Source organism: Ferruginibacter lapsinanis (assembly GCF_020783315.1).
Taxonomy (GTDB): Bacteria; Bacteroidota; Bacteroidia; order Chitinophagales; family Chitinophagaceae; genus Ferruginibacter; species Ferruginibacter lapsinanis.
Genome location: NZ_CP086063.1, coordinates 104,671 through 129,158 on the forward strand (window position 1 = coordinate 104,671; position 24,488 = coordinate 129,158).

A 24,488-nucleotide genomic window follows, 5' to 3' on the forward strand; every position below is an offset into this window, starting at 1 on the left:
TTAAAATTTTAATTCGTTAGTTACAACCACATCCACCACCGGTCTTACCACCGTTAGCACCTGATGCTCCTTCCCTGTAGGCTTCAAAACTCATTTCTGTTTTTTGTATCTTACGAGTCCCCAATTGCATCTCGGCATCATTCAGCCTGCTCTTTTGGTATTCTTTCACCGAAGTACAAGATGATACAGCGACCACTAATAGCACAATCAATCCTGTTTTATTTATTTTCATACACACTATTTTATATTAATGTTTGCAGATGTATATATTTTATCCTGATCATCAATAATGATACAGGCCAACCCATGTATCTGGTTGATCATATCCAATCCTACTTTGATACCCATTATCATCACCGGTGTTGCCATCGCATCGGCCACTTCAGCATTAGGACTGATAATGGTCACGCTTTTTATTCCTGTAACAGGTAGTCCCGTTTTTGGGTCAATTGTATGAGAATATTTTTTACCGTCGATCAGAATAAATTTTTCGTAATTACCCGATGTGGCGATTGCCATATTAGTAATATCAAGATAAGAAAATGCATGTTGTGGTGCATCGGGATTGGCAATACCTATTGTCCAGGGATTGCCATCGGGTTGATTGCCCCATGCAGTGAGGTCTCCTGCCGCATTTACGATACCACTTTCCACACCACTTTGTTTTAAAATAAACTTTGCTCGTTCTGCAGCATAGCCTTTACCTATACCGCCAAAACCAATTCGCATTCCTTTCTCTTTAAGAAACACTGTACAATCTACATCATTTAAGATCACATTTCTGTAATTGATCAGTCGTACTAATTTTTTTGCCGTAGTAGCATCCGGCAAACTTGTCATATTTTTATCGAAGTTCCACAATGACTTATCAATAGAACCATAAGTAATATCAAACGCTCCCTGTGTAATGTCAGATATTTTTATCGATCGTTGTATCAGATCAAAAACTTCTTTATCAACTTTAACAGCAGCAATACCTGCATTGATATTGATCTGATTGGTTTGACTGTCTTCGCTGTAAGTAGTCAATAACTTTTCAATTCGCATGATCTCTTCGATTGCTTCTTCAATTCTTTCGTCAGCCCATAATGCATCTTCAGACACAACGCTGATCTCAAAACGATTTCCCATCAAACGAACAACCGCCTTATGTATGGAAGAAATATTATTTGTCTGCATTAATAACAGCCTTTATTGATGCAACAAAATCTTCAGGTTTTACATTTGGAAAACCATCCCATTTTTTTACAACTTTACCCTCCGCATCCAGCAACAATGTGAATGGGAATTTTCCTTCAGGATTATATTTGTCTGCCAAAGCTTCATTTAATTTTACCTGCGCTTTAGCCAATTTATTTTTTTTATTCCTGGGGAAATCTGCATTTACCAGAACTAAATTATCAACTGCAAAAGCATTGAATTCATCACTGCCGAAAATTTCTCTTTTCATTCTTATACAAGGCCCACACCAATCAGAACCAGAAAAATTCAATACAATAAATTGTTTTTTTTCTTTGGCTATTTTTTGAGCGTCGGTAAAATTTGTGAGCCAATTAGTAGTGCCTGTAAACATCATAGTCGCAAGCAACATGGTAGCAAAAATTTTCATGGAGTTATTGAATTTATATTTTTCATTAAAAAGGCCACAACAAAGTAAACTAAAGATACTTTGCTGTGGCAAAAAAACTTGTTAATGCTTAGTTATGTAACGTTACAGTTGGTACATGTGTATCGTCATTTATTACAACTACGATATTATTGATAGTTGTATCGCTATATCCGTTAAAACCTTTGAAATGAATACTATATGTACCCGCCTTTAAACCTCTGATCTTATACTCTCCATCTTCATCATGTTCAGGTATCGCCATAGCAGTATCGGTGGTATTAAAAATTGTTACCACTGCATGAGCAGCTTCAGGACGAACTTTTCCTTCCACTTTACCAGATTTTGCATCGCAGAATGGGGTTACTATCGGATTAAGATAATACTGCCCTCCGATTAACGTAATAGAACGTCCAAGATCAAAATCTAACCAAACACCAATTGGCGAATCATGTTGCTCATTGTTATCATCGCCGCTTTCATGCTCTCCCTGTTCATCTTCGCCATGTATCTTTACATAAACCAGATTATCCGAGCCAGAAAGTGTTAATGCATGTGCTACTCCACCAACGTAAACAGTATTATTTGTTCCTAAAGTGATCCTCACCTTTCTGATTTTACCTGTAATAGTTCCTGAAGCCAGTAACATATCTATACCATTTCTTAAGTTAGATACAGTATACACACCTGGTGTCATGGCTAAATCAATCCACTGCCCAAAAGCATCACTATCCTGATGATCATCATCATTGTCATTATCAATATCGCCAAAATGGTCATTATGTTGATGCTCTTCACTTGTATCGATCTTTACCTCTACTTTTTGTATATCAATTAATACAGAATCAAAAAGTGCAGGGTCATCGGTCAGATACAAAGACAATTTCTGAGAACCTGAACCGCTGCTATTTTCCTTTTTACAGGCAGAAAAAAATAATGTAACTAGAAACAGTGATAGGGCAAAACCAATAATGGTTACTTTTGTGTTTTTCATATAAAATGAATTTAGTGATTGATGAAAAAAATTACTTGTAATAGGTAGATGTATATCTCAATCAAAAAGGTTGGGTATGTTTAATATTTAACAATAAACATACCACAACCCAACCATTTCGATAAATCCAGCATCTATTGTGGCAAACGACGAATATTTAGTGGATTCAACCGATAAACTCATACAAGGATGTATAAGAGGTGACAGGTATAGCCAAAGTCAGCTCTATGCCTTATATGCACCCAAGATGTTTATCGTTTGTTTGCGATATTCAAAAAACAGGGAAGAGGCCGAAGATATAATGCAGGATGGCTTTACAAAGGTTTTTTCATTTATTCATCAGTTTAAATCTGAAGGTTCTTTTGAAGGATGGATCAGAAAAATAATTGTAAACTGCGCCTTGCAGCGGTACAGAAATAAACCTCAATTGCATGCAGTTATTGACATAAACAACAACATAGTTGAGCATATCGGGGATGAAGATATACTATCAAAACTCGGTGTTAAAGAATTATTAAAAATGATTCAACAGCTTCCTCCTGCCTATAGAATGGTTTTTAACTTATACGTTTTTGAGGGAATGAAGCACAGAGAAATAGCCCTGAAACTAGGCATAGCGGAAGGAACCTCAAAATCGAATTTGTCTGACGCAAGAACTCTTTTACAAAAAGCCGTAAACAATAGCTTGCTTACAGCAAAACAAAATATTAATTCTATATGAAAGAAAATCTACACGATATAGATAAATTATTTCAATCGGCTATCAATCAACATCAGGAATCTCCCTCAGATGAGGTTTGGAATGCTATTGAAAACAATCTAAATAAAAAAGATGTCGACAATTACCGCAAAAAAAATTACTGGCTTAAACGATTATCTGTTCTATTATTCCTTTTACTCACTGGCGTTAGTATTTATCTATTTACGAAACCAAAAAACAATTCGCATAAAGATTTACAGTTCACTCAGGTTATTCCCGATAGAGAAACGATTAATGAGGATCACAATAGCGTCTTAGATCACCAAAATACCACTCACAAGGACTATCTGACCAATCGAAACAACAATCAAACAACAAATAAAGAAATCGACATCAATGATGATAAAATAAAAAAAATTGTTTCAATAAAGCATACAAATAATAATTATTCGAACAGAAATAAAACATTTGAAAAATTCCCTGTCCCGGTGAATGATAAAAATCTAAGCACCACTACTCTTAGACAGCAACAGAAAAAAAATAAAAAAAATACTGAGAAAAAAATATCTGTAAAAATCACTAATGCCTCAACCGATGATGTAATAACTACAGAATATCACTCTACCAGTGTCCCTGAAAAAAATAATGCTATTGAAAATAGTAATTCAGAAGTTCCTGCTACTGCGATAATGAAAGTTGACAGCAGTAAAACTACCGCTATCATAGCAAAAAAGAAAACAGTAACAGAAAATGGAATAAAAACCACAATAAAGAGAAAAACTAAATCTGAACCAGGCTTAGCACTATCTGCATTTTTCTCTCCTGATTTTGCTTCCTATAACTTGCTAAATGGAGATAATAATAATCAACTTGATGGGGAAAACAAGGATGAAATTGAACAGAATGAAGACCATCAAAACGCTTTTACCACAGGCTTATTATTTGATTACACTTTTAATAAGCATTGGGCCATACAAACCGGCTTTACTTTTTCAAAAACTACCATTGGAGGAGCTCCTAAAAAAATTTATGCAAAAGCAGATAACAATGGTAATATCAAATATTGCTATTGGTCTTCTTCCGGCTATGCCTTCATTAAAACTCCGGAAGGAAATTTACCCGCAGTTGGAGATAGTATAAATGCCTCTTCATCAAGACATACTCTGCAATACCTTAGTGTTCCTTTAGCCATCAAATATAGTATCCCTTACAAAAAATTTGAATTTAATTTATTGGCAGGAGTATCCGCTAATTTTTTAATTAAAAGTAAATTAGAAGCAGCCCTAAAAGACAGAGATGAAGATGAACACCACAAACAATATCAAATAGAAGGATTAAGAAATGTATATTTTTCGGGAGTTGCTGGAATCGGTATCACCTATAATCTGACAAGTAAATGGGGGATCATATTTTCGCCATCAGCTCGTTTTGCGCTAACTCCTATCAATAAAAATATTGGCATTAGATCTTATTCGAATTCAATTGGACTAACTACTGGCGTTCGTTTTAAATTCTAATATTATTAACAACATAAAAACAATCTGCCTATTATAACAATGGGTGTGCTCATTTTTCAGTTTTATTTCCAGAATTAAATGGCCAATAGTTATTTATACCAGAAGAAATTAAATACACCACCAAACCACTTCCAAAAACAAGTAAAAAAGAAACAATACTTGTCAGCCCGGTTGCATAGAAAACAAATAACCACATCAATACTGCCATTATAACCGGCAAAGGATAGAGTGGCATTTTATACGGCAGCCCTGTTGTTCCGTTTCGTTTACGCAATAACGTTATACCAACTGCCTGCCCGATGAACTGTATCATAATACGCATAGCTAAAATACCATCGATGATATGTTTCATCTTAAACAATAAGCTAAACACAAAAGCAAATCCTGCTAACACCAATAAAGAAACATAGGGAAAATTTTTAGTAGGATGCAGTTTGGCAAACACTTTAAAAAATGCGCCATCCACTGCTGCAGCGTAAGGCACACGTGAATAGCCAAGCATTACAGCAAACAAAGAAGCTAATGCCACCCATAATATCATAACGGTAGCTAATTTTGCTGCACCCGTGCCATACAATCGTTCTATAAAAGTACTCACTACAAAATTATTCTGCCCTGTATCCTGCCAATGCTTTATTTCCTGCCATGAGATAACACTGCTTACACTCATATTCATTGCCATGTATAATATCCCTATTCCTATCGCAGAAATAAACATGCTACGGGGAATATTTTTACCGGGATCTTTTATCTCCCCTCCTAAATGACAAACATTATAATACCCCAAATAACTATAGATAGTTTTTACACATGCTTGTCCAAATGCAAAAGATGCCAATTGCCCCCAACTAAAGTCTGTGCTGATCTGATGCAAGGGTTGTAAAAAATTACCATTGGCTATACCTCCAAAAATTATCCAGCCAATTGTAAGCAATACACCCATCCACAATAGCACACCGATCTTACCAATACTATCTATCTTTCTGTATAATAATAAGGTGATAAAAATTATCACCACTCCCGATACCGCTTTGGCCTGCCACTCATCCAAATGAATCAAATAACCGAGATACTGAGAAAAACCAATCGCCGCAGAAGCCGCCACCAGCGGAGCTTGTATAACAGTTTGCCATACATATAAAAAGCTCATCATTTTACCCATCCCATTCTTCCCATACGCTTCTTTCAAAAAATTATAGCTGCCTCCTGCCAAAGGATAGGCCGCTCCCAACTCACTCCAGATCATTGCATCTACCAGAGAAAGAATTGCCCCCGCTATCCATGCATACAAAAACATTCCCCCCATTAAGCCGATCACAATTGGTAAAGTCACAAAAGGACCGATCCCTACCATGTCTATCATATTTAGCACCGTGCCTTGAAAAAGTGATAAACTGCGTTGTAATTTTGGTTGTTCTGTCGACATTAAATATGATTGATTATTTTACACACCAGGATAAAACTGCGTCATTAAAAAATTTAAAAAAAACATCCAGCTTAATTTCGGATGATACTTTCAAGAGGCAAGCTGCCTTATAATTTTCTTCTGATAACCTGGTGATATCCCCTATTTGTAAATGTTTTATAAAATCTACTTCTCCTACTCCTTGCCATTTAAACAATGTTTCCTTTATGCTCCATGCAGCAGTTAAAGATTGATCATTTTCCTTCGAATGTTGATGATTGAATATCGCCGATAAATACTCCTGTTCGGTGTTACTTAAAAACTTATGCTTTACTTTTTCAGTCTTCTTTGTAACCAATTCTATATCTACCCCTACCCTGTTTTTGTTACTCACTATTGCTGCCGCATAATCTCCGCAATGAGAAATTGAAAAATGATACGCTTCATCTTCTAAAAAAGGTTTTCTGGTATCCGCAATCCTAATCAGAGAATAAGGAAAATCGGGATATAATTCTTTGAGTATCACTCTACCTGCCAGATGCTGTAATCTTTTATGAGGATGAGTTATTTCTCTTTGCACAGGCACCTCCCGTAAAAAGTATTCTTCAGCCTCAGCAATATGCCAAATGCCTATTTTTGTGGCTTCGTTGATATTTTGTTGATAAACCAAAGGCATTTTTAATTCCGAATGACGATTTAAGATTTACGATTATTTACTTTTACAAATAAACGAATAAACTGTTAAACCAATCATTACAATGATATTAAGTGATACACGTATTTTAGAGGAAATTGAAAAAGGGACCATTAAAATTGTACCCTACGACAGGGAATGTCTGGGAAGCAATAGTTATGATGTGCATTTGGGAAAACATTTAGCTACCTATACCAATAAAGAACTGGATGCAAAAGCGCATAATACAATAGAACATTTTGAAATCCCTGACGAAGGATTTGTACTAATGCCACAAGAGTTTTATTTGGGTGTAACTGAAGAGTATACAGAAACACATGCTCACGTACCTTTTTTAGAAGGCAAATCTTCTACGGGTCGATTAGGTATTGATATACATGCTACCGCCGGCAAAGGTGATGTTGGTTTTTGTGGTAATTGGACACTGGAGATCTCTGTAAAAAAACCGGTGAGAGTGTATAAAGGAATGCCGATCGGGCAGCTAATCTATTTCCCTGCTGATGGTGAGATAGAAGTAAAATACAATCAGAAGAAGAATGCTAAATACAGCGGGCAGCATAACAAGCCCGTTGAGAGCATGATGTGGAAGAATAAGTTTTAAAGGCTTGAAAGGTTTAAAACGTTTAAGATCTAAAGCGTAACACTTACCATCTATAGACTTTCCGAACGTTTTAAACCTTCCCATATTTTTTGTAATACGCAATCAACAATCCCGTTACCTCATCATAACTAAGCATCCCCGAGGGCTGATTGTTACTTTCTAAAAACTTTCCATACATCCATCTGATCCCCGGTTCAATCGGGTTCTTATGATCGATAAGAAATGTTTTCCATTCCTTTATATCAGTTTTTACTTCCGGCAACAACTGATGAAAAAAATTCTTTGCTGCAGATGAATCGACATGTGCCAAACTTCTGTTAGCATACATAAACAGATCTAGATAAGTTGAATAATTAAACACTGTATCTTTCGATGCAGAAGCAGCCAGGTATCCAACGAAGTTGGCTTCGTCCTCCTTGGCATACCCAAGTTGGTGTGCTATTTCATGACAGGTTGTATATGGTTGCAAAAAAACCGGCACTCCTCTGTTGATCTGAGCTTCTCCGGTAAATGGATTATAATATCCGGTAAACCCAAGATAATCCCCCACCCAGCCCCACATGGATGGTTTGACAGATATTGCAGTGTAGTGTAGAAACAAATACTTCCTTTCTACTTCAGTATAAGCATTTACAGCTCCATCAAATATTTCTCTCTTTGTTTTTTGAGCAATGTTCTTTTTCAGTATTGCTTTTTTACTTTCATTCACTTTTTGCAACAGCAACGAATCCATCTCCTGCAATTCTTTAATTGTATATTTCTGAACGGATAATCCAAGTTGATAGGCAATTCCTTTTCTATCATAATTAATTCCCCAGATCAAGTTGAATAGTATGTACAAAAACAGTAAAACAGTACTCCATTTTACAATACCACTTTTAAAACTTTGAAAAGTAATACTGCGTTTGCAGAGCAATTTTATCCCGTAAACAATCTTATAAAAAAGCCAGATAACAATAATCCCATATATCAGATCTCCAATACTGAATGGTAGCCAACCAAAGCCCATTCTCAAAAATCGGCTGATTACAGGGTAAAATCCGGCAGCGTAGTATTTCTCCGCCCAAAAAGGATTAGCAGAAAAAAAACGAATGGATATAGCTACCATCAACAGAAAGAGTACAGAAAACCATTGTTTTTTTGAGATCATACACCTTAAAAATAGTCAAAATCACGATTCTGGCCGATTTTGCATAAAAAACTTCTCATTTCCACTCTAAACCTCAAACTTTTTTTGTACCTTTGCCGTCCTTTAAACCAGCGGTAATGGGAAAAAGAAAGGCATTCGAGATAGCATTTGTAGGTTTAAAGCCTGGTATTCACGAGTTTACATACGAAGTGAATGACGATTTCTTTGCGGAAATCGAGAACAGGGAATTTGAGAATTGCATCGCAGTTGTCAAAGTTCAGTTAGATAAGAAGAGCAATTTTTTAATGCTCAAGTTTGAAATTGGAGGAAAAGCAGATGTTGTTTGTGACAGATGCGGAAACACCCTCAATAAAGATCTTTGGGACGAATTTAATATACTGGTAAAGATGGTTGATAATCCGGAAGAGATGAATCAACTGGAAGAAGACCCGGATGTATTTTACATTTCAAAAACAGAAAGTCATTTGCATTTGAACGACTGGATTTTTGAATTTGTAAGTTTAAGTGTACCCAACCAGAAAATGTGCACCGAAGAAGAGTTTGGAGGAGATAAATGCAATAAAGAGGTGTTGGAAAAATTGAAGGCTATGGAGGTGAAAGAAGTAGAGAATAATGCCAACGCCATCTGGAAGGGATTAGAAAATTTCAAGAACAAAGAAGAAGACAATAATTAATATAAAATTAAAAATAACAGGTTATGCCAAATCCGAAACGACGTCATTCGCAACAACGCAGCGCAAAGAGAAGGACGCATTATAAAGCAACTGAAACTACTTTAACTGTAGATAAGACAACCGGCGAAACGCATGTACGTCACCGTGCTCACGTTAGCGAAGGCAAGCTATACTACAAAGGACAAGTTGTAGCTGAAAAAGCTCCACTTAAAGCCTAATAAATAAATTAGTAATTGTACATTACGAATTCCAAACTTCGAGATAGTCTACTATCTTGGAGTTTGGAATTTTTAATATGCCGACATTTTGATTGATAATCTGTATTTTGCAATCTCTAATCTGTAATTTTACAAAATGAATATAGGCATTGACATGATGGGTGGCGACTTTGCTCCTCTTGAGGCTGTAAAAGGCATTGCATTGTTTTTAGCAGACAGCAATCCAGCTATTCAGCTTACCTTGATCGGCGATGAAAGTAAAGTGAAGGACCTGCTTCAATCACACCATATTACATCCGATAATATTACCGTTATTCATGCAGACCAGGTCATTGAAATGCATGAACATCCTACCAAAGCATTAAAAGAAAAACAACAATCATCTATTGCAATAGGCTTTCATTTGCTGGCATCTGATAAGATCGACGCCTTCATCAGTGCAGGTAATACCGGCGCCATGATGGTGGGTGCATTATTCAGTATTAAAGCAATTGAAGGAGTGCTACGTCCAACGATCGGAGCATATATGCCGAGAGAAAATGGCAAGCTGGGCTTATTATTAGATGCAGGAATCAATGCTGATTGCAAACCCGAGAATCTCGTTCAATTTGCAATTTTAGGCTCTCTGTTTGCTGAACATATTTTAGGAATCGATACACCAAAAGTAGGGCTAGTGAATATAGGCGAGGAAGAAGGCAAAGGAAATATATTAGCTCAGGCTACTTTCCCACTGTTAAAAGAAAATACTCAGATCAATTTTGTTGGAAATATAGAAGGAAGAGATATCCTGTTAGACAAAGCTGATATAATGGTTTGCGAGGGATTCACAGGTAATGTATTATTGAAAATGGCAGAAAGTGTTTATGATATCATACAACGCAGAGGTATACACGACGAACATTTTGAGCGCTTTAATTTTGAAATGTATGGAGGTGTTCCGGTATTAGGCGTAAACAAACCTGTGATCATCGGCCATGGTGTTTCTCATGCAATAGCGTTCAAAAACATGATCATAACGGCACAGCGTATGCTCGAAAAAGAATTGATGCAAAAGATGAAGGCTGTATTTAATACAACAACTTAATTATCTACATACAAAATAATAAAAACTCCGAAGTAATCAACACTTCGGAGTTTTTATTTTCGTATAGTCCCATTAAAAAAGCTGTTCCAAAAGGAACAGCTTTTTTAATATTGTATCTAATTAAATTAGAAGTTGTAAGCAACTCTTAAAGCAACTTGAGAAATATTTCCACCAGTTACGCTAGCAGATTGATATTTCAACATTGCATCAATGTTGTCAGTGATGTAATAACCTACGCCTGGAGCATAAGTAAATCCTGAAGTTGAAGAACCACCACCTTTAGCAGTAAAGATTGTAACACCAGCTTGAACACTAGCGTAAACTTTTCTGTCAGAGAAGTAGTAACGACCACCAGCTAAAACTGGAATAGAAGTTGTAGAACCACCACCGAAAGCGCTTTTAATAGACCAGCTACTAACACCAGCACTTAAAGTGATACCAACTTCTGGAGTTGCAGCGTATTCACCTTGAGCATCACCACCGATAGCTAAACTGTAAACGTCGCCAGCATCAGCAATTGGAAGACCAGCATCAACACCTACGCTGAATCTTAAAGATTGCATTGATTTTTTTTCTTTGCTTTGTGCATTAGCAGAAAACGCAGCTAAAGCTACGATCGCTAAACTTAAAATTACTTTTTTCATGTTACTTGATTTTTTGATTTTTTAATTTGAGTGCAAAATTACCATTATAAATTTTAAAGACAAATTTTTTTGTTATCTTTTTAATTCATACCGATAGGCAAAGATTAATAAAATTTATAAGACAGTTATACCCATTAACGGGTATTTAACCGATTTGAGCGGGTTTTCAACAAAAAAACGGCATTTGTTGAAAACTTTTGATCCTTTTTTACATACTGATCACTGCTTACGCCTACCCATGAACGCTATCCCATACTACTATAATACTACTTGCATAAACAGTACACTACACCACAATTATTTTGGTTTGATCAATTTCGATAGTAATACAAACCGAAATTCAGTAAATTTGTAGCGTGGAAAAATATTTACAAGACATATTCAGTAAGCAAACATTTAGTAAAGACAATTTTTTTCTAATTGCCGGTCCCTGCGTTGTAGAAAGTGAAGAGATCGTTATGGAGATAGCAGAAAAGGTTTCCGGCATTTGTAAAAACTTCGGTATACCATATGTTTTTAAAGCTTCTTATAAAAAAGCCAATCGAACCAGTGCAAATTCTTTTACCGGCATTGGTGATGAAAATGCAATGGCATTAATAAAGAAAACAGGCGAGAAATTTTCTCTGCCAACTACCAGCGATATACATACTGCCGAAGAAGCGAAAATAGCCGCTCAATATGTAGATATCCTTCAGATACCTGCATTCTTGTGTCGCCAGACAGATCTGTTAATTGCAGCTGCCGAAACGGGCAAAATTGTAAATGTAAAAAAAGGGCAGTTTCTTAGTGGCCCCTCTATGAAATTTGCTGCAGAAAAAATAATTGCTGCAGGAAATAAAAAAATACTACTAACAGAAAGAGGCAATACTTTTGGTTATCAGGACCTTGTAGTAGATTACAGAAATATCCCCTGGATGAAAGCACATGGTGTTCCTGTGGTAATGGACTGCACCCACAGTTTACAACAACCCAATCAAACAAGTGGTGTTACCGGAGGTAATCCTCAACTAATAGAAACTATTGCTAAAGCAGCAATTGCTACCGGTGCAGATGGATTGTTCATCGAAACACATCCGAATCCTGCTGTAGCAAAAAGTGATGGAGCTAATATGCTGGCTTTACACTTACTGGAACCGCTGTTGGAAAAATTGTTACGCATCAGGAAGGCTGTAAATTAAATTGTCCCGCCAAGGCAGGACAATTCATTACATCAAAACCATCAATCAAGAAATCAAAAAACACATAAAGTCATCCACAGGTTGAACAAAAGCGGAAGTACAAATAATGTATCATGTACACAAAAAACACTAGTGCAAGTTACACCCGATTGAGGCCGGTATTATAATCAATTCAGACTGTTTGATAATTGTAAAAGTCAAATTAATAAATCATGAATTTATTTTTACATATGCCAAATTCTACAGATCACTGGGTAAAATATTAAACTCTTTTTTAAATGCAATAGTAAAATTGCTCAAATTTTTAAAATTGAGCATGGTTCCCACCTCTTTGATTGAATATTCTCTAGTAGTTAATAAATGTCTGGCTTTCAACATTCTGTTTTTCTGATAATATTCATAAATACTTAATCCATAGATTTTTTTAAACAGCGTTTTGAGTTTTGTTTCACTCATTGCGGCTTTACGGGCCAACTGCGGAATAGTTGGTGGGGTTACAGAAAAATCACTTACAAGCAAGGCTTCTGTATTCATTAAGCGTTGAATTTCATGGTTGGTCAAAGTATTCCGGATAGTCTTCGAAGACATTTTTTGATAGAGTCTCATAAAAAAGCGTTCTATTAAGAGCATGATCCTGTTCTGAATCACTACTGCTTTCATAGGATTATGCCTTTTCTCTTCTTCCATTATTTCGGTAAGTAACTGCCGGTACTCTGCATCAAAAGGTTCAAAATTAAAACTGGCTGTTTTTAAAGCAAGGTATTTTTGAATGACCTTATCTGTTGATTTAATTCCAAGATAAGTTGCTAACCATTCCTTAGTGATCATTATGTTGACGCCTCTTGCAATACTCCCTTTTTTTAAAACAAATCCAAAATCAAAAAGCGAACTCGTAAGCAATACCGCAGAACGATTGTGTTCGTCTTCTGAAAAATGTTCTCTCCCGAATTTTACAGTGATAGAGTTAGCGATCTGCACTTCGTCAAATCTAAGTGCGTAAAATTCTTTATCGGACTTAGTTCTTGTAACGCAAAAATCCTGATTAAGTTTTACATCTATGATGATCGCCTGCAATCCATTTGGCAGCACAACCAACTTATGATACCCCTCTCCATAAGCTGAAGGGAAATGTAACACACCATCCTTACCAAAGGTAGTTCCCATTGCTTTTGCATAGGCCTGCAAAAAAGAGGTATAATCGGTATGGTTATAATTGAAATAAAACATAACACCAGCTATTAAACAGCATCCTTCGCCACAATATCTCCAGGCAATTCTTTATACTGTTTCTTAAACGCATTAATAAAATTAGACGGATTGGCATATCCTATCGCTTCGGCTGTTTCTTTCACATTATATTTGCCAGTTGCCAATAATTCTCTGGCTTTCTGCAGTCTGATTTTTTGATAATATGCGTAAATACTATCCCCATAAATATCTTTAAAATTCTTTTTTAATTTAGTAACACTCATTGAGGCTAATTTGGAAAACTCATCTATGGTTGGGGGCTGTTCACTGAAATTACTAACCAGTAACTGCTGCACTTTTACTAAACGCCTTACTTCATCTTCTGTAAGATTGAATTTCCCTTCCAGCAAATCCATCTTACTATACAATCTGGAAAAAAAACGTTCTACCAACAGTGAAACCCTGTTTTGAAGAAATATATTTTTCATCGGGTCATCCTTTTCAATTCGCCACAGATCATCTAATAATTTTTGGTACTCATCATCCAGCTTTTCTATATCAAAACTTTCTGTTTTGAGTGATAAATATTTTTGCAAAACATCCGCATCGCTATCCAAATGAAGATATTTCTTTAACCATTTTTTATTAAATAGAATCTTTACAGATCTTATTCGTGTATTCGCAGGGATCTCTTCTTTGTTAAGAAAAATGTTACTCGTAAGTCTTGCTACTGAATGATGAGTATTTGTTTTTTGCAGTTGTTCTTCTCCTACTGTAAACTTTGTAGCATCAGTAATAGCAATATTATCGAAATGCAAGATATAATACCTGTTATCTGATTTTTCCCTGATTGTAATTAATCTTTCGTAAAAAACAGCATCTATCAGTAATACTTCCAGTTCATCAAATAAACTAAACACTTTTATCATACCGCTTCCTACCGGATCTGAAATAATCAAGAGATCTTCCTGCTGAACAGTAAGTCCAAGTACTGATGCCAGATCACTGATCAGCTTTTTATAATTAGTATGATCAATATTAAATACAACCATAACAAAGGTTGAGAAGTGAAGAAAAAATCAGCGGGCACTAATAAAGTGGAGTATCACAGATATCGCAATGGATTTCGCCGTGCATTTAATATATATCTTTTAATATTCATCCAAAACGCTATGAACAAATATATAATTACGGGAGACCCCATTGTAAGAAAGGATATATATATAAAATTTTTACGTATAGTAGACGTAGCTACACCCATCCGCTCTCCTATGGCCGAACAAACACCAAACACATGCCATTCAATAAAGTGCTTAAACTTATTCATACTGCTAATTTACAAAAAATAAAATGAAATATCAGCAAAGTTTGATGAAATGCTAAACTGTTTTGTCGTAATTTCGCCGCATATTTCGGAAGATGTTAGACATCTTTTAACAAAAGGGACTCTGCATCTACCCCAAATAGTCAATTATCCACTCATCAAAACAGTACTATGGCTTTCGACATCGAAATGATTAAAAAAGTGTATGCCAACTTCGCTACACGTATTGAGGCAGCCCGTAAAGTAACAGGTAAACCTCTAACACTTACAGAAAAAATATTATATGCCCACCTTACCGAAGGTAATGCTACAAAGGCTTACGCCAGAGGCAAGGATTATGTAGATTTTGCACCGGACCGTGTGGCTATGCAGGATGCTACTGCACAAATGGCATTGTTACAATTCATGCAAAGTGGCCGTAGTAAGGTTGCCGTACCAAGTACTGTACATTGTGATCACCTGATCGAAGCAAAAGTAAACAGCAAAACAGATCTTGACAGAGCCGTTCATGAAAGTAGTGAAGTATATGATTTTCTGGCTTCTGTAAGTAATAAATACGGTATCGGTTTCTGGAAACCGGGAGCCGGGATTATTCATCAGGTAGTATTAGAGAACTATGCTTTCCCGGGTGGTATGATGATCGGTACTGATAGTCATACTGTTAACGCAGGTGGTTTAGGTATGATCGCAATTGGTGTTGGTGGTGCTGATGCCTGCGATGTAATGGCAGGTTTACCTTGGGAACTGAAAATGCCGAAATTGATCGGTGTAAAATTGACCGGTAAATTAAATGGCTGGACAGCTCCTAAAGATGTTATTTTAAAAGTTGCCGGAATCCTTACAGTAAAAGGTGGTACTGGTGCTGTAGTTGAATATTTTGGAGAAGGTGCTACCAGTATGAGTTGTACAGGAAAAGGAACAATCTGTAATATGGGTGCAGAAATTGGTGCAACCACCTCTACTTTTGGATACGATGAAAGTATGAGCCGCTATTTAAAAGCAACAGGAAGAGAAGAAATTGCTGCTGCTGCTGATGCAATTGCTTCACACTTAACTGGCGACCCTGAAGTATATGCCAATCCTGAAGCATATTTTGACCAGGTAATTGAGATTGACTTAAATACATTAGAACCACACTTAAACGGACCATTTACTCCGGATCTTGCTACACCCATTTCTAAAATGAAAGAGGCGGCAGCTGCAAACGGATGGCCTACAAAAATTGAAGTTGGTTTGATCGGTAGCTGTACCAACTCTTCTTACGAAGATATCAGCCGTGCAGTAAGTTTGGCTGAACAGGTAAGTGCGAAAGGACTTAAATTAAATGCCGAATTTAATATCACGCCGGGTAGTGAGTTGGTAAGATATACCATTGAAAGAGATGGCTTTTTAGGCGTATTTGATAAAATTGGAGCTAATGTTTTTGCGAATGCATGCGGACCTTGTATCGGTATGTGGGCAAGAGTTGGTGCTGAAAAAGCTGAAAAAAATACTATTGTACATTCCTTCAACAGAAACTTTGCAAAACGTGCTGATGGTAACCCTAATACTTTTGCATTTGTTGGTAGTCCTGAATTAGTGACTGCATTGGCTATCGCCGGTGATCTTTCTTTTAACCCATTAACGGATACTCTTACCAATGATAAAGGCGAACAAGTAAAATTAGACGCTCCTTCAGGTTTTGAATTACCTATCAAAGGATTTGATGTAGAGGATGCCGGATATCAACAACCTGCAGAAGACGGCAGTGGTGTGGTTGTAAAAGTTTCTCCTGAGAGCAAACGTTTACAATTATTAGATCCATTTGCTGCATGGGAAGGTGTTGATCTGAAAGGATTGAAATTGTTGATCAAAGCAAAAGGAAAATGTACAACTGATCATATCAGTATGGCTGGGCCATGGTTAAAATTCCGTGGACACTTAGATAATATCAGTAACAATATGTTGATCGGTGCAGTGAATTTTTTCAATGAAAAAACTGACAATGTAAAAAATCAACTGACCGGAGAATACGGCCCGGTACCTGCAACACAAAGAGCTTACAAAGCTGCTAACATCGGAACGATCGTTGTTGGTGATGAAAACTATGGTGAAGGTTCTTCAAGAGAACATGCCGCAATGGAACCTCGTCACTTAGGTGTTAGAGCTGTATTGGTAAAATCTTTTGCTCGTATTCACGAAACCAATTTGAAGAAGCAAGGTATGCTAGCATTAACTTTTGCCAACAAAGAAGATTACGATAAAATATTGGAAGATGATACAATTGACATAGAAGGATTATTAGCTTTTGAGCCAAACAAACCTTTGCAGATCGTATTGAATCATGCAGATGGAAGTAATGAAACTATTCAGGTAAACCACACTTACAATGAACAACAAATAGAATGGTTCAAAGCAGGTGGTGCGTTGAATATTATTCGCAGAGAATTTGCTGCCAGTAATAAATAAAAACTATTGAATGCAAAAAAAGAGTCCTGCTATACAGCGGGACTCTTTCATTTTCAGATTATCTATATCTACTTCTTATTTGTTTCAAAATAATTATCCAGTGAAATACGACCTCCTCCTTCTACCAGAAAAACCAACAACAATAGTAAAATAACAATAGTAAAGTTTAAGTCGGTATCTACTGCATACATGCCTCTTTTAAAATGTATAAAAACGATCGCTCCGATCAGAATAGGTATTTGTACTAAACAAGATATCCTTGTAAACAACCCCATTACTATTAAGGCTCCTCCCAACAAATTAGCCCAGGTAATGAACTGTGGTAACCACGGATAATTCTGTAAACTACTACCTTCTATCAATTGCTGCAACTGTAAGCTATCACTTAAAAATGCTACACCTTTCGCAAAGAGACAAAGTCCAAGAATCACTCGTAAAAAAACAAGCCATCTGGGATGGTGGGTAGTACTCCAGTGTTGTATTTGACTCATTAAATGCATACAAAATAAATGAGGTAATAAGAACTGATGTAAACCTACAAAACTGAATTGAATTTGTCAAGCTAATTTTTATGCCCTCAAAAACAAACTCAGATATAAATTGATTATTAATAAGATACATTTCTTGAAAATTTAAAAATAAGAATGTTTAACATTTTGTTTAAAAACCACATTCTACTCTTACTTATGTATTATTTTATTGATTGCCCTTTAAAAAGAATAATACCTGCTATATTAGCAGGAAGATTTAAAAAATAATTATGGCAACACCTATTAAAACCGCTCTGCTTTCATTTGGTATGTCTGGCAGAGTTTTTCATGCACCTTTCATTTCCTTACATCCCGGCTTTCAACTTATGGGTGCATGGGAAAGAAGTACAAAAGCAATTCAGCAACATTATCCTGATACCAGATCATACCAAACATTAGAAGAATTATTAGCAGATGAAACAATAGAACTGGTAATTGTAAATACACCTACATACTCACATTATGAGTATGCAAAAAAAGCACTTCTTGCCGATAAACATATTGTTGTAGAAAAAGCATTTACCACTACCGTTGAGGAAGCCATTGAATTAAAAATACTTGCAGAAAAGCAACATAAAAAAATTGCAGTCTTTCAAAACCGCAGGTGGGACAGCGATTTCAAGACAGTGCAAAAAGTTATTACAGATGGATTGTTAGGAGAACTTAATGAAGCTGAAATTCATTTTGATAGATACAATTTAGCATTAAGCCCCAAACAACATAAGGAGGTGCCGGGGCCCGGAGCCGGAATTTTAAAAGATCTCGGACCACATTTGATCGATCAGGCTCTATGTTTATTTGGTATGCCGCAATCATTATTTGCAGACATACGAATTACCAGAAAAGAGTCATCAGTAGACGATTGGTTTGATATTCTTCTATATTATCCATCATTCAGAATAAGATTAAAAGCTGGATATATTGTAAAAGAACCGCTGCCCTCCTATATATTTCACGGCACCAAAGGCTCATTTTTAAAAAGCAGAGCAGATATACAGGAGCCCAATCTATTAGCAGGTATGAAACCCAATCTTACAGATTGGGGCACCGAACCTGCTAGTGAACAAGGTTTGCTGCATATTGAAAAAGATGGAACATCTATAAGAGAGAAAATTCCTTCATTACAGGGAAACTACTACGATTATTATGATGAGGTATACAAAGGCCTTACGAAAAGTCTCCCAATGCCCGTTTCAGCAGATGACGGGATCAATGTAATGCGGATCATCGAGGCTGCGATTACAAGTAATGCAGGCCAAAAAGTCATCAATTTCAATTGATTATTAAGTTATTAAAAATTTTAACAAAAAAAAATCACACAATATTCAATGTTTAAACATTAATTATTGTATCTTGCATTAAAATTAAAAATCATGGCAACAAAAAACTGGGTTATAGACCCCTCACACAGCGAAGTACAATTTAAAATAAAACACCTGATGATAACTAATGTCACGGGTAGTTTTAATATTTTCAATGCGTCTGTTCAAACAGAGAACGAAGACTTCACAAAGGCGGCAATCAGCTTTACTGCGGATGTAAACTCTATCTCAACTGGTAATGAACAAAGAGACGGGCATTTAAAAAGTGCAGACTTTTTTGATGCAGAAAAATTTCCACAAATAAAATTTGTGGCTACCAAATACGAAAATATTGATAATGATGGATCGTATGAACTATATGGCGATTTCACCATTAAAGATGTAACAAAAAATATCAAATTATCTGTTGAATTTGGCGGTGTTGTTCAGGATGCTTACGGCAATACAAAAGCTGGCTTTACCATTAATGGTAAGATCAACCGTAAAGATTTTGGATTAACATGGAATGCAGTTACCGAAGCAGGTGGTGTAGTGGTAAGTGATGAAGTAAGATTGATAGCAGAAATTCAATTGATAGAACAACAATAGTACAGTTAGGTTATGGTTAAGAAGGCGGGATCTCAGAAAGATTCCGCTCTTTTTATTTTGCATCAAACCATATCTTGGTAGCATCATCCCAATCTCCATTGTAATTGATCGTTAGCTCTTCCCCGTTTTCGATTGCTCTTACGGTTTGTATAAATATCACCTCGTCTTCATAGTCCATTATATAATCGCAATTACTTTTATAACTATGATTGTACATTGGTATCAATCCCAAAGCCATACAACATTGGTCTTTACCTTTTCCCCAGTCAAAAATATAATCATGTAATAATGTTTTATCAAGATGCTCTTTATCAGCTTTACTCATCACTATCACCGGAGATATCTCTATCACTGTATCTGCAGGAATTCTTTCTTTAGTAAATACCCCTCTTCCCATGTTTGCTGTTTGCCGTAAATACAAGTAAGGTTTTATCATAACAATTAATTAAAGTTAAATAGAGTAAATTGCGCTGAATTCATCGTTACAAATTTAAGCACAACATTGTCATGTCGTTAGAGATAGAAGAAATATCGATACAGCAACAGTTTGAGGAAGTAATTGCCTCAGAAGATAAACTGAAGATCCAGGAGTTTCTGAATCATCAGAATATCAGTGATGTTGCCGAATTGATATACGAAAATGAAGATTATGAAACCCAAATAGTTAGTCATCTTTCTTTGCACAGAGCTGCCAGTGTTTTTAAGATACTTGAGCTCTCAACTCAAAAAAGAATTATCAAACATCTTCCCGCATTTACGACAGCAGAATTATTGAACGAACTTCCTGCGGATGACCGTACAGCTTTCTTAAGTGAATTACCTGGCAGTGCAGTGAGAGAATTGGTAAAAGCATTGAATCCCGATGAAAGAAAGGTAACCTTATCTCTTTTGGGATACCCCGAAGGAAGTGTAGGAAGACTGATGACCCCTGATTACATTTACGTGTACGAAAATGATACCGTAGAAGATGTATTAAACACTATCAGGAAATATGCTAAGAACAGCGAGACAATCGATGTGATTTATGTAATCGATAAAAAAGGAGAATTGCTGGATGATATTCGCATTAAGGATTTTATTATGGCTACTCCTGATAAAAAGGTGAATGAATTAATGGACGGCCGCTTCATTACCTTACATGCCGATGATGACCAGGAAGTAGCAAACGAAGCATTTAAAATGAACAATCGTGTGGCTTTGCCTGTGGTAAGCAAAACCAATAAACTATTGGGTATTGTTACTATCGATGATGTGTTGTGGGTAGCTAATGAAGAATTTAGTGAGGATATGCAGAAAATGGGGGGAACCGAGGCATTGGATGAACCCTATCTTGATACACCATTTTTTAAATTGGTAAAGAAAAGGGCAGGGTGGCTGGTAGTATTGTTCTTAGGAGAATTTTTAACAGCATCTGCTTTAGCATTTTTCAATGATGAAATAGCTAAAGCGACCGTCTTGGTAATGTTCATGCCATTAATCGCCTCCAGCGGTGGTAACAGTGGTTCACAGGCTTCTACACTAATTATTCAGTCAATGGCAGTAGGTGAAATAACCGTAGCAGATTGGTGGCGAATTATGCGTCGAGAAATTTTGAGCGGCTTTACTTTGGGAAGTATCTTAGGCATCATTGGTTTTTTCAGAATCTGCCTGTGGCATAGTTTAATGGCGCATGGCATCATGCAGGATCTTTATGGTGTTCATTGGTTTTTAATTGCCATAAGTGTTGGCATATCGCTTATAGGAGTAGTATTGTGGGGATCAGTGACCGGTTCAATGCTACCGCTTTTATTAAAAAAATTAGGAGCAGACCCTGCGGTTTCATCAGCGCCATTTGTAGCAACGCTGGTGGATGTAACGGGTCTGATTATTTATTTCTCAGTGGCTTACCTGTTCTTAAAAGGTATTTTACTGTAATTTATAAAAGGCGTATTTCCTCTTTTTTTACTATTTTGCAAGATAAACTACGCCTGAGTTCACTTAACTGCCGTACTGGGCTAAAAAAATATAATTATGTGTGGAATAGTTGGATATACGGGGCACAGAGAAGCCTACCCTATTGTAATTAAAGGCTTAAAACGTTTAGAATACCGAGGATACGATAGTACTGGTGTAGCATTGATGAACGGTGCATTAAAAGTATATAAAAAGAAAGGCCGCGTTGCCGATCTGGAAGAATCTGTAGTTGGCAAAGATATGCACGCTCACATTGGTATCGGGCACACTCGTTGGGCCACACATGGTGAGCCAAGTGATAGAAATGCACACCCTCACTCTTCTGCCAGCGGTAAATTAGCTATGATCCACAATGGTATCATTGAAAACTATGCTCAGATAAAAAAAGAGCTGATTAATAAAGGATACACATTTACAAGTGATACTGACACAGAGGTTCTGCTGAATTTTATTGAGGATATTAAGAATAATAACAACTGTAATTTAGAAGAAGCTACAAGAATTGCATTAAAAAGGATTACAGGAGCTTATTGTATCCTATTGATTGATGAAGATGACCCTGAAACTATTATTGCTGCAAGAAAAGGAAGTCCCCTGGTAATTGGCGTTGGTAAGGGAGAACATTTTTTAGGAAGTGATGCCACCCCGATGTTAGAGTACACAAAAGAGGTAGTATATGTAAATGATTACGAATTAGCAATCGTAAAACCGGATGAATTAATACTTAAGAATCTGGGTAATGAGAAGGTAACTCCGTTCATTACCAAACTTGATATGGAATTAGCGGCTATTGAAAAAGGCGGCTATGAACATTTTATGTTAAAAGAAATTTTTGAACAACCCAGCACTATACATGACTGCTTACGTGGAAGGTTAGACGCTGCTGCAGGAACCATTACCATGAGTGGTATCCAAAATAATATAGAGGCATTTAAACAAGCCAACCGTATTATTATTTTGGCTTGCGGTACCAGCTGGCATGCCGGTTTGGTAGCCGAATATGTAATTGAAGAATTATGCAGGATCCCTGTGGAAGTTGAATACGCATCAGAATTCAGATACAGAAATCCTATCATCAATAAAGGAGATATCATTATTGCTATTTCACAAAGTGGCGAAACGGCTGATACACTAGTAGCGATTGAAAATGCTAAACAACAAGGTGCTGTGATCTTTGGTATTGTAAATGTGGTAGGCTCATCTATTGCACGTATCAGTGACGGCGGTGCTTATACACATGCCGGTCCTGAAATTGGTGTAGCTTCAACAAAAGCATTTACCGGACAATTAGCGGTTATAGCCATGATGGCATTAAAGATCGCTAAAGAAAAAAATACGATCAGCCATGATCGCTATTCAGCTTTATTGTATGAATTAGAAGCTGTTCCTGAAAAAGTAGATGCATTGTTAAAAAGTGCCGACCAGATTAAAGCTATAGCAGAAAAATATAAAGGAGCAAGCGACGCTTTATTTTTAGGCAGAGGCTACAACTTCCCTATTGCTCTTGAAGGTGCTTTAAAATTAAAAGAGATCAGTTACATACATGCAGAAGGATATCCTGCTGCCGAAATGAAACATGGTCCTATTGCATTGGTAGATGAGAATTTGCCTGTAATATTTGTAGCTACCAAAGATAGCTACCACGAAAAGATAGTAAGTAATATCCAGGAGATCAAAGCCAGAAAGGGTAAAGTAATTGCTATCATAACAGAAGGCGATGAAGTTATCCCTGGATTAGCTGATGATGTATATTATGTGCCATCAGCTGATGAATTGATAGCACCATTATTAAGTTGTATTCCTTTACAATTACTTTCTTACTATGTTGGTATTGCAAAAGGAGTTGACGTTGATAAACCAAGAAACCTGGCAAAAAGTGTTACTGTAGAATAATAAAAAATAAAACAATATTTATACAATGGCCCGTTTTTTACGGGTCATTTTTTACGTAACCACCTTCTAAATATTCATTGTGTTTGTATTACCTAAAACAGTAGTTTTGATGTAAACGATTTGTAATAATGCCCGGAAACAATACTCTTTTACTGGAATACATACAAAAAACATTTCCCATCTCTACTAATAAAGCAGAAGAAATTGCAGCTCGTTTTACAGAAAAAATAATTCGTAAGAATGATTACTTTTTGGTAGAAGGAAAAATATGTAAAGAATTTTGCTTTTTAGAAACGGGTTTTGCATGGTCATCTACCCATGATATCAAAGGCAATAATATTACCACTAACTTTTACTCCGACAAACAAGTTGTATGTGAATTATTTTCTTTCTTCAAACAGATTCCCAGTAAAGAAAATTTCCAGGCTATTACTGATTGCCACATATGGTGTATCACTTTTGATGAATTACAGATCGCTTTTCATTCTATGCCCGAGTTTCGGGAATTTGGCAGATCAATGCTGGTAAGTGCTTATGCTGATCTGAAACAAAGAATGTTATCTATGCTGCATAATACTGCCGAAGAACGCTATAGTCTTTTAATAGAGCATAGTCCGGATATATTCCAGAATGCTCCATTAAAAAACATTGCCTCCTATCTTGGGGTCACCAATACTTCCTTAAGCAGGATCAGGAAAGAGTTTGCAAAAAAAATATAAGAATTACATTATTTGCCAAATGGCAACTTTTATCCAAAGTATCAGACAGAACTTTGCT

26 protein-coding genes are annotated in these 24,488 nt (G+C 36.3%); 13 read left to right on the forward strand and 13 right to left on the reverse strand.

Translation table 11 applies throughout. The annotated features are described in order from the left end of the window. Nucleotides 1-16: 16 nt before the first annotated feature. The 4 genes from LK994_RS00305 to LK994_RS00320 all read right to left on the reverse strand — a co-directional run bounded on the left by LK994_RS00305 (nt 17) and on the right by LK994_RS00320 (nt 2,600). Nucleotides 17-232, reverse strand: coding sequence for a DUF4266 domain-containing protein (locus tag LK994_RS00305; protein WP_229760878.1), 216 nt, complete (start codon nt 230-232; stop codon nt 17-19). Between the two features lie 5 nt (nt 233-237). Beyond that, nucleotides 238-1,179 carry an FAD:protein FMN transferase gene (locus LK994_RS00310; protein WP_229760879.1) on the reverse strand — a complete coding sequence of 314 codons (942 nt, stop codon included), beginning with the start codon at nt 1,177-1,179 and terminating at the stop codon, nt 238-240. Next, nucleotides 1,166-1,609: a thioredoxin family protein gene (locus LK994_RS00315; protein ID WP_229760880.1), complete on the reverse strand. Its 444-nt coding sequence runs from the start codon at nt 1,607-1,609 to the stop codon at nt 1,166-1,168. Before LK994_RS00315 ends, LK994_RS00310 begins: the two co-directional genes overlap by 14 nt. Nucleotides 1,610-1,697: 88 nt before the next feature. Beyond that, nucleotides 1,698-2,600, reverse strand: a complete 903-nt coding sequence (locus LK994_RS00320; protein WP_229760881.1) for a DUF4382 domain-containing protein — start codon at nt 2,598-2,600, stop codon at nt 1,698-1,700. 139 nt (nt 2,601-2,739) lie between these two features. Here LK994_RS00320 and LK994_RS00325 point away from each other — a divergent pair, with 139 nt between their 5' ends. Together LK994_RS00325 and LK994_RS00330 are read left to right on the forward strand one after the other, a co-directional pair. Beyond that, entirely contained in the window at nt 2,740-3,321 is a 582-nt protein-coding gene (locus LK994_RS00325) for an RNA polymerase sigma factor (protein ID WP_229760882.1), read from the forward strand. Next, nucleotides 3,318-4,817, forward strand: a complete 1,500-nt coding sequence (locus LK994_RS00330; protein WP_229760883.1) for an outer membrane beta-barrel protein — start codon at nt 3,318-3,320, stop codon at nt 4,815-4,817. Before LK994_RS00325 ends, LK994_RS00330 begins: the two co-directional genes overlap by 4 nt. A gap of 49 nt (nt 4,818-4,866) precedes the next feature. On the opposite strand, the gene LK994_RS00335 is transcribed toward LK994_RS00330, so the two are convergent. After that, nucleotides 4,867-6,243, reverse strand: a complete 1,377-nt coding sequence (locus tag LK994_RS00335; protein WP_229760884.1) for an APC family permease — start codon at nt 6,241-6,243, stop codon at nt 4,867-4,869. 13 nt (nt 6,244-6,256) lie between these two features. Then, nucleotides 6,257-6,898, reverse strand: coding sequence for a 4'-phosphopantetheinyl transferase family protein (locus LK994_RS00340; protein WP_229760885.1), 642 nt, complete (start codon nt 6,896-6,898; stop codon nt 6,257-6,259). An 82-nt stretch (nt 6,899-6,980) separates the two neighbouring features. On the opposite strand from LK994_RS00340, the gene dcd reads away from it, so the two are divergent. Continuing rightward, nucleotides 6,981-7,517 (forward strand): dCTP deaminase, encoded by a 537-nt coding sequence (gene dcd, locus LK994_RS00345; protein WP_229760886.1) that lies wholly within the window; start codon nt 6,981-6,983, stop codon nt 7,515-7,517. A 70-nt stretch (nt 7,518-7,587) separates the two neighbouring features. Here dcd and LK994_RS00350 read toward each other — a convergent pair whose 3' ends face one another. Further along, nucleotides 7,588-8,667 carry a DUF3810 domain-containing protein gene (locus LK994_RS00350; RefSeq protein WP_229760887.1) on the reverse strand — a complete coding sequence of 360 codons (1,080 nt, stop codon included), beginning with the start codon at nt 8,665-8,667 and terminating at the stop codon, nt 7,588-7,590. Between the two features lie 116 nt (nt 8,668-8,783). Between LK994_RS00350 and LK994_RS00355 the strand changes: the two genes are divergently transcribed. From LK994_RS00355 to plsX, 3 genes are all read left to right on the forward strand, one after another. Then, entirely contained in the window at nt 8,784-9,341 is a 558-nt protein-coding gene (locus LK994_RS00355; RefSeq protein WP_229760888.1) for a YceD family protein, read from the forward strand. A 23-nt stretch (nt 9,342-9,364) separates the two neighbouring features. Beyond that, nucleotides 9,365-9,559: a 50S ribosomal protein L32 gene (rpmF, locus tag LK994_RS00360; RefSeq protein WP_229760889.1), complete on the forward strand. Its 195-nt coding sequence runs from the start codon at nt 9,365-9,367 to the stop codon at nt 9,557-9,559. Between the two features lie 136 nt (nt 9,560-9,695). After that, nucleotides 9,696-10,643, forward strand: a complete 948-nt coding sequence (plsX, locus tag LK994_RS00365; RefSeq protein WP_229760890.1) for a phosphate acyltransferase PlsX — start codon at nt 9,696-9,698, stop codon at nt 10,641-10,643. Nucleotides 10,644-10,768: 125 nt separating this feature from the next. Here the strand turns inward: plsX and LK994_RS00370 are convergent, their stop codons facing one another. Further along, the gene (locus LK994_RS00370; protein WP_229760891.1) at nt 10,769-11,287 is read right to left on the reverse strand and encodes an outer membrane beta-barrel protein; all 519 of its coding nucleotides are present in this window, start codon (nt 11,285-11,287) and stop codon (nt 10,769-10,771) included. Nucleotides 11,288-11,643: 356 nt separating this feature from the next. Between LK994_RS00370 and kdsA the strand changes: the two genes are divergently transcribed. Further along, nucleotides 11,644-12,465 carry a 3-deoxy-8-phosphooctulonate synthase gene (kdsA, locus tag LK994_RS00375; protein WP_229760892.1) on the forward strand — a complete coding sequence of 274 codons (822 nt, stop codon included), beginning with the start codon at nt 11,644-11,646 and terminating at the stop codon, nt 12,463-12,465. 240 nt (nt 12,466-12,705) lie between these two features. Here the strand turns inward: kdsA and LK994_RS00380 are convergent, their stop codons facing one another. Genes LK994_RS00380 through LK994_RS14580 form a run of 3 tightly spaced genes read right to left on the reverse strand, consistent with a single transcriptional unit; the run spans nt 12,706 to nt 14,980 of the window. After that, nucleotides 12,706-13,692, reverse strand: a complete 987-nt coding sequence (locus LK994_RS00380; RefSeq protein WP_229760893.1) for a helix-turn-helix transcriptional regulator — start codon at nt 13,690-13,692, stop codon at nt 12,706-12,708. Between the two features lie 11 nt (nt 13,693-13,703). Further along, nucleotides 13,704-14,705: a helix-turn-helix transcriptional regulator gene (locus LK994_RS00385; RefSeq protein ID WP_229760894.1), complete on the reverse strand. Its 1,002-nt coding sequence runs from the start codon at nt 14,703-14,705 to the stop codon at nt 13,704-13,706. Between the two features lie 53 nt (nt 14,706-14,758). Beyond that, nucleotides 14,759-14,980 carry a PspC domain-containing protein gene (locus LK994_RS14580; RefSeq protein WP_394799434.1) on the reverse strand — a complete coding sequence of 74 codons (222 nt, stop codon included), beginning with the start codon at nt 14,978-14,980 and terminating at the stop codon, nt 14,759-14,761. 168 nt (nt 14,981-15,148) lie between these two features. On the opposite strand from LK994_RS14580, the gene LK994_RS00390 reads away from it, so the two are divergent. Further along, nucleotides 15,149-17,425 carry an aconitate hydratase gene (locus LK994_RS00390; protein WP_229760895.1) on the forward strand — a complete coding sequence of 759 codons (2,277 nt, stop codon included), beginning with the start codon at nt 15,149-15,151 and terminating at the stop codon, nt 17,423-17,425. Between the two features lie 68 nt (nt 17,426-17,493). Here the strand turns inward: LK994_RS00390 and LK994_RS00395 are convergent, their stop codons facing one another. Beyond that, nucleotides 17,494-17,916 (reverse strand): DoxX family protein, encoded by a 423-nt coding sequence (locus tag LK994_RS00395; RefSeq protein WP_229760896.1) that lies wholly within the window; start codon nt 17,914-17,916, stop codon nt 17,494-17,496. Nucleotides 17,917-18,185: 269 nt separating this feature from the next. Here LK994_RS00395 and LK994_RS00400 point away from each other — a divergent pair, with 269 nt between their 5' ends. Then, nucleotides 18,186-19,235 carry a Gfo/Idh/MocA family oxidoreductase gene (locus tag LK994_RS00400; RefSeq protein ID WP_229760897.1) on the forward strand — a complete coding sequence of 350 codons (1,050 nt, stop codon included), beginning with the start codon at nt 18,186-18,188 and terminating at the stop codon, nt 19,233-19,235. A 93-nt stretch (nt 19,236-19,328) separates the two neighbouring features. Then, on the forward strand, nt 19,329-19,865 hold the full coding sequence (locus LK994_RS00405; RefSeq protein ID WP_229760898.1) for a YceI family protein: 537 nt from the start codon (nt 19,329-19,331) through the stop codon (nt 19,863-19,865). A 52-nt stretch (nt 19,866-19,917) separates the two neighbouring features. Here LK994_RS00405 and LK994_RS00410 read toward each other — a convergent pair whose 3' ends face one another. Then, on the reverse strand, nt 19,918-20,301 hold the full coding sequence (locus LK994_RS00410) for an SET domain-containing protein-lysine N-methyltransferase (protein ID WP_229760899.1): 384 nt from the start codon (nt 20,299-20,301) through the stop codon (nt 19,918-19,920). Nucleotides 20,302-20,372: 71 nt separating this feature from the next. Here LK994_RS00410 and mgtE point away from each other — a divergent pair, with 71 nt between their 5' ends. From mgtE to LK994_RS00425, 3 genes are all read left to right on the forward strand, one after another. Continuing rightward, a complete protein-coding gene (mgtE, locus tag LK994_RS00415) occupies nt 20,373-21,779 on the forward strand; it encodes a magnesium transporter (RefSeq protein WP_229760900.1) in 1,407 nt (468 codons plus the stop codon). Nucleotides 21,780-21,875: 96 nt separating this feature from the next. Further along, entirely contained in the window at nt 21,876-23,711 is a 1,836-nt protein-coding gene (gene glmS / locus LK994_RS00420) for a glutamine--fructose-6-phosphate transaminase (isomerizing) (protein ID WP_229760901.1), read from the forward strand. 128 nt (nt 23,712-23,839) lie between these two features. Beyond that, nucleotides 23,840-24,430, forward strand: a complete 591-nt coding sequence (locus LK994_RS00425; protein ID WP_229760902.1) for a Crp/Fnr family transcriptional regulator — start codon at nt 23,840-23,842, stop codon at nt 24,428-24,430. Nucleotides 24,431-24,488 lie beyond the last annotated feature (58 nt).

Excerpts from the sequence above, each read along its gene's own strand:
- rpmF (WP_229760889.1), top strand. The coding sequence starts at position 9,365 with ATGCCAAATCCGAAACGACGTCATTCGCAACAACGCAGCGCAAAGAGA.
- LK994_RS00335 (WP_229760884.1), bottom strand. The coding sequence starts at position 6,243 with ATGTCGACAGAACAACCAAAATTACAACGCAGTTTATCACTTTTTCAA.
- LK994_RS00355 (WP_229760888.1), top strand. The coding sequence starts at position 8,784 with ATGGGAAAAAGAAAGGCATTCGAGATAGCATTTGTAGGTTTAAAGCCT.
- LK994_RS00400 (WP_229760897.1), top strand. The coding sequence starts at position 18,186 with ATGGCAACACCTATTAAAACCGCTCTGCTTTCATTTGGTATGTCTGGC.
- LK994_RS00395 (WP_229760896.1), bottom strand. The coding sequence starts at position 17,916 with ATGAGTCAAATACAACACTGGAGTACTACCCACCATCCCAGATGGCTT.
- LK994_RS00350 (WP_229760887.1), bottom strand. The coding sequence starts at position 8,667 with ATGATCTCAAAAAAACAATGGTTTTCTGTACTCTTTCTGTTGATGGTA.
- LK994_RS00385 (WP_229760894.1), bottom strand. The coding sequence starts at position 14,705 with ATGGTTGTATTTAATATTGATCATACTAATTATAAAAAGCTGATCAGT.
- LK994_RS00410 (WP_229760899.1), bottom strand. The coding sequence starts at position 20,301 with ATGATAAAACCTTACTTGTATTTACGGCAAACAGCAAACATGGGAAGA.
- LK994_RS00310 (WP_229760879.1), bottom strand. The coding sequence starts at position 1,179 with ATGCAGACAAATAATATTTCTTCCATACATAAGGCGGTTGTTCGTTTG.
- LK994_RS00370 (WP_229760891.1), bottom strand. The coding sequence starts at position 11,287 with ATGAAAAAAGTAATTTTAAGTTTAGCGATCGTAGCTTTAGCTGCGTTT.
- LK994_RS00305 (WP_229760878.1), bottom strand. The coding sequence starts at position 232 with ATGAAAATAAATAAAACAGGATTGATTGTGCTATTAGTGGTCGCTGTA.
- LK994_RS00380 (WP_229760893.1), bottom strand. The coding sequence starts at position 13,692 with ATGTTTTATTTCAATTATAACCATACCGATTATACCTCTTTTTTGCAG.
- dcd (WP_229760886.1), top strand. The coding sequence starts at position 6,981 with ATGATATTAAGTGATACACGTATTTTAGAGGAAATTGAAAAAGGGACC.
- mgtE (WP_229760900.1), top strand. The coding sequence starts at position 20,373 with ATGTCGTTAGAGATAGAAGAAATATCGATACAGCAACAGTTTGAGGAA.
- glmS (WP_229760901.1), top strand. The coding sequence starts at position 21,876 with ATGTGTGGAATAGTTGGATATACGGGGCACAGAGAAGCCTACCCTATT.
- plsX (WP_229760890.1), top strand. The coding sequence starts at position 9,696 with ATGAATATAGGCATTGACATGATGGGTGGCGACTTTGCTCCTCTTGAG.
- LK994_RS00390 (WP_229760895.1), top strand. The coding sequence starts at position 15,149 with ATGGCTTTCGACATCGAAATGATTAAAAAAGTGTATGCCAACTTCGCT.
- LK994_RS00405 (WP_229760898.1), top strand. The coding sequence starts at position 19,329 with ATGGCAACAAAAAACTGGGTTATAGACCCCTCACACAGCGAAGTACAA.
- LK994_RS14580 (WP_394799434.1), bottom strand. The coding sequence starts at position 14,980 with ATGAATAAGTTTAAGCACTTTATTGAATGGCATGTGTTTGGTGTTTGT.
- LK994_RS00315 (WP_229760880.1), bottom strand. The coding sequence starts at position 1,609 with ATGAAAATTTTTGCTACCATGTTGCTTGCGACTATGATGTTTACAGGC.
- LK994_RS00340 (WP_229760885.1), bottom strand. The coding sequence starts at position 6,898 with ATGCCTTTGGTTTATCAACAAAATATCAACGAAGCCACAAAAATAGGC.
- LK994_RS00320 (WP_229760881.1), bottom strand. The coding sequence starts at position 2,600 with ATGAAAAACACAAAAGTAACCATTATTGGTTTTGCCCTATCACTGTTT.
- LK994_RS00330 (WP_229760883.1), top strand. The coding sequence starts at position 3,318 with ATGAAAGAAAATCTACACGATATAGATAAATTATTTCAATCGGCTATC.
- LK994_RS00425 (WP_229760902.1), top strand. The coding sequence starts at position 23,840 with ATGCCCGGAAACAATACTCTTTTACTGGAATACATACAAAAAACATTT.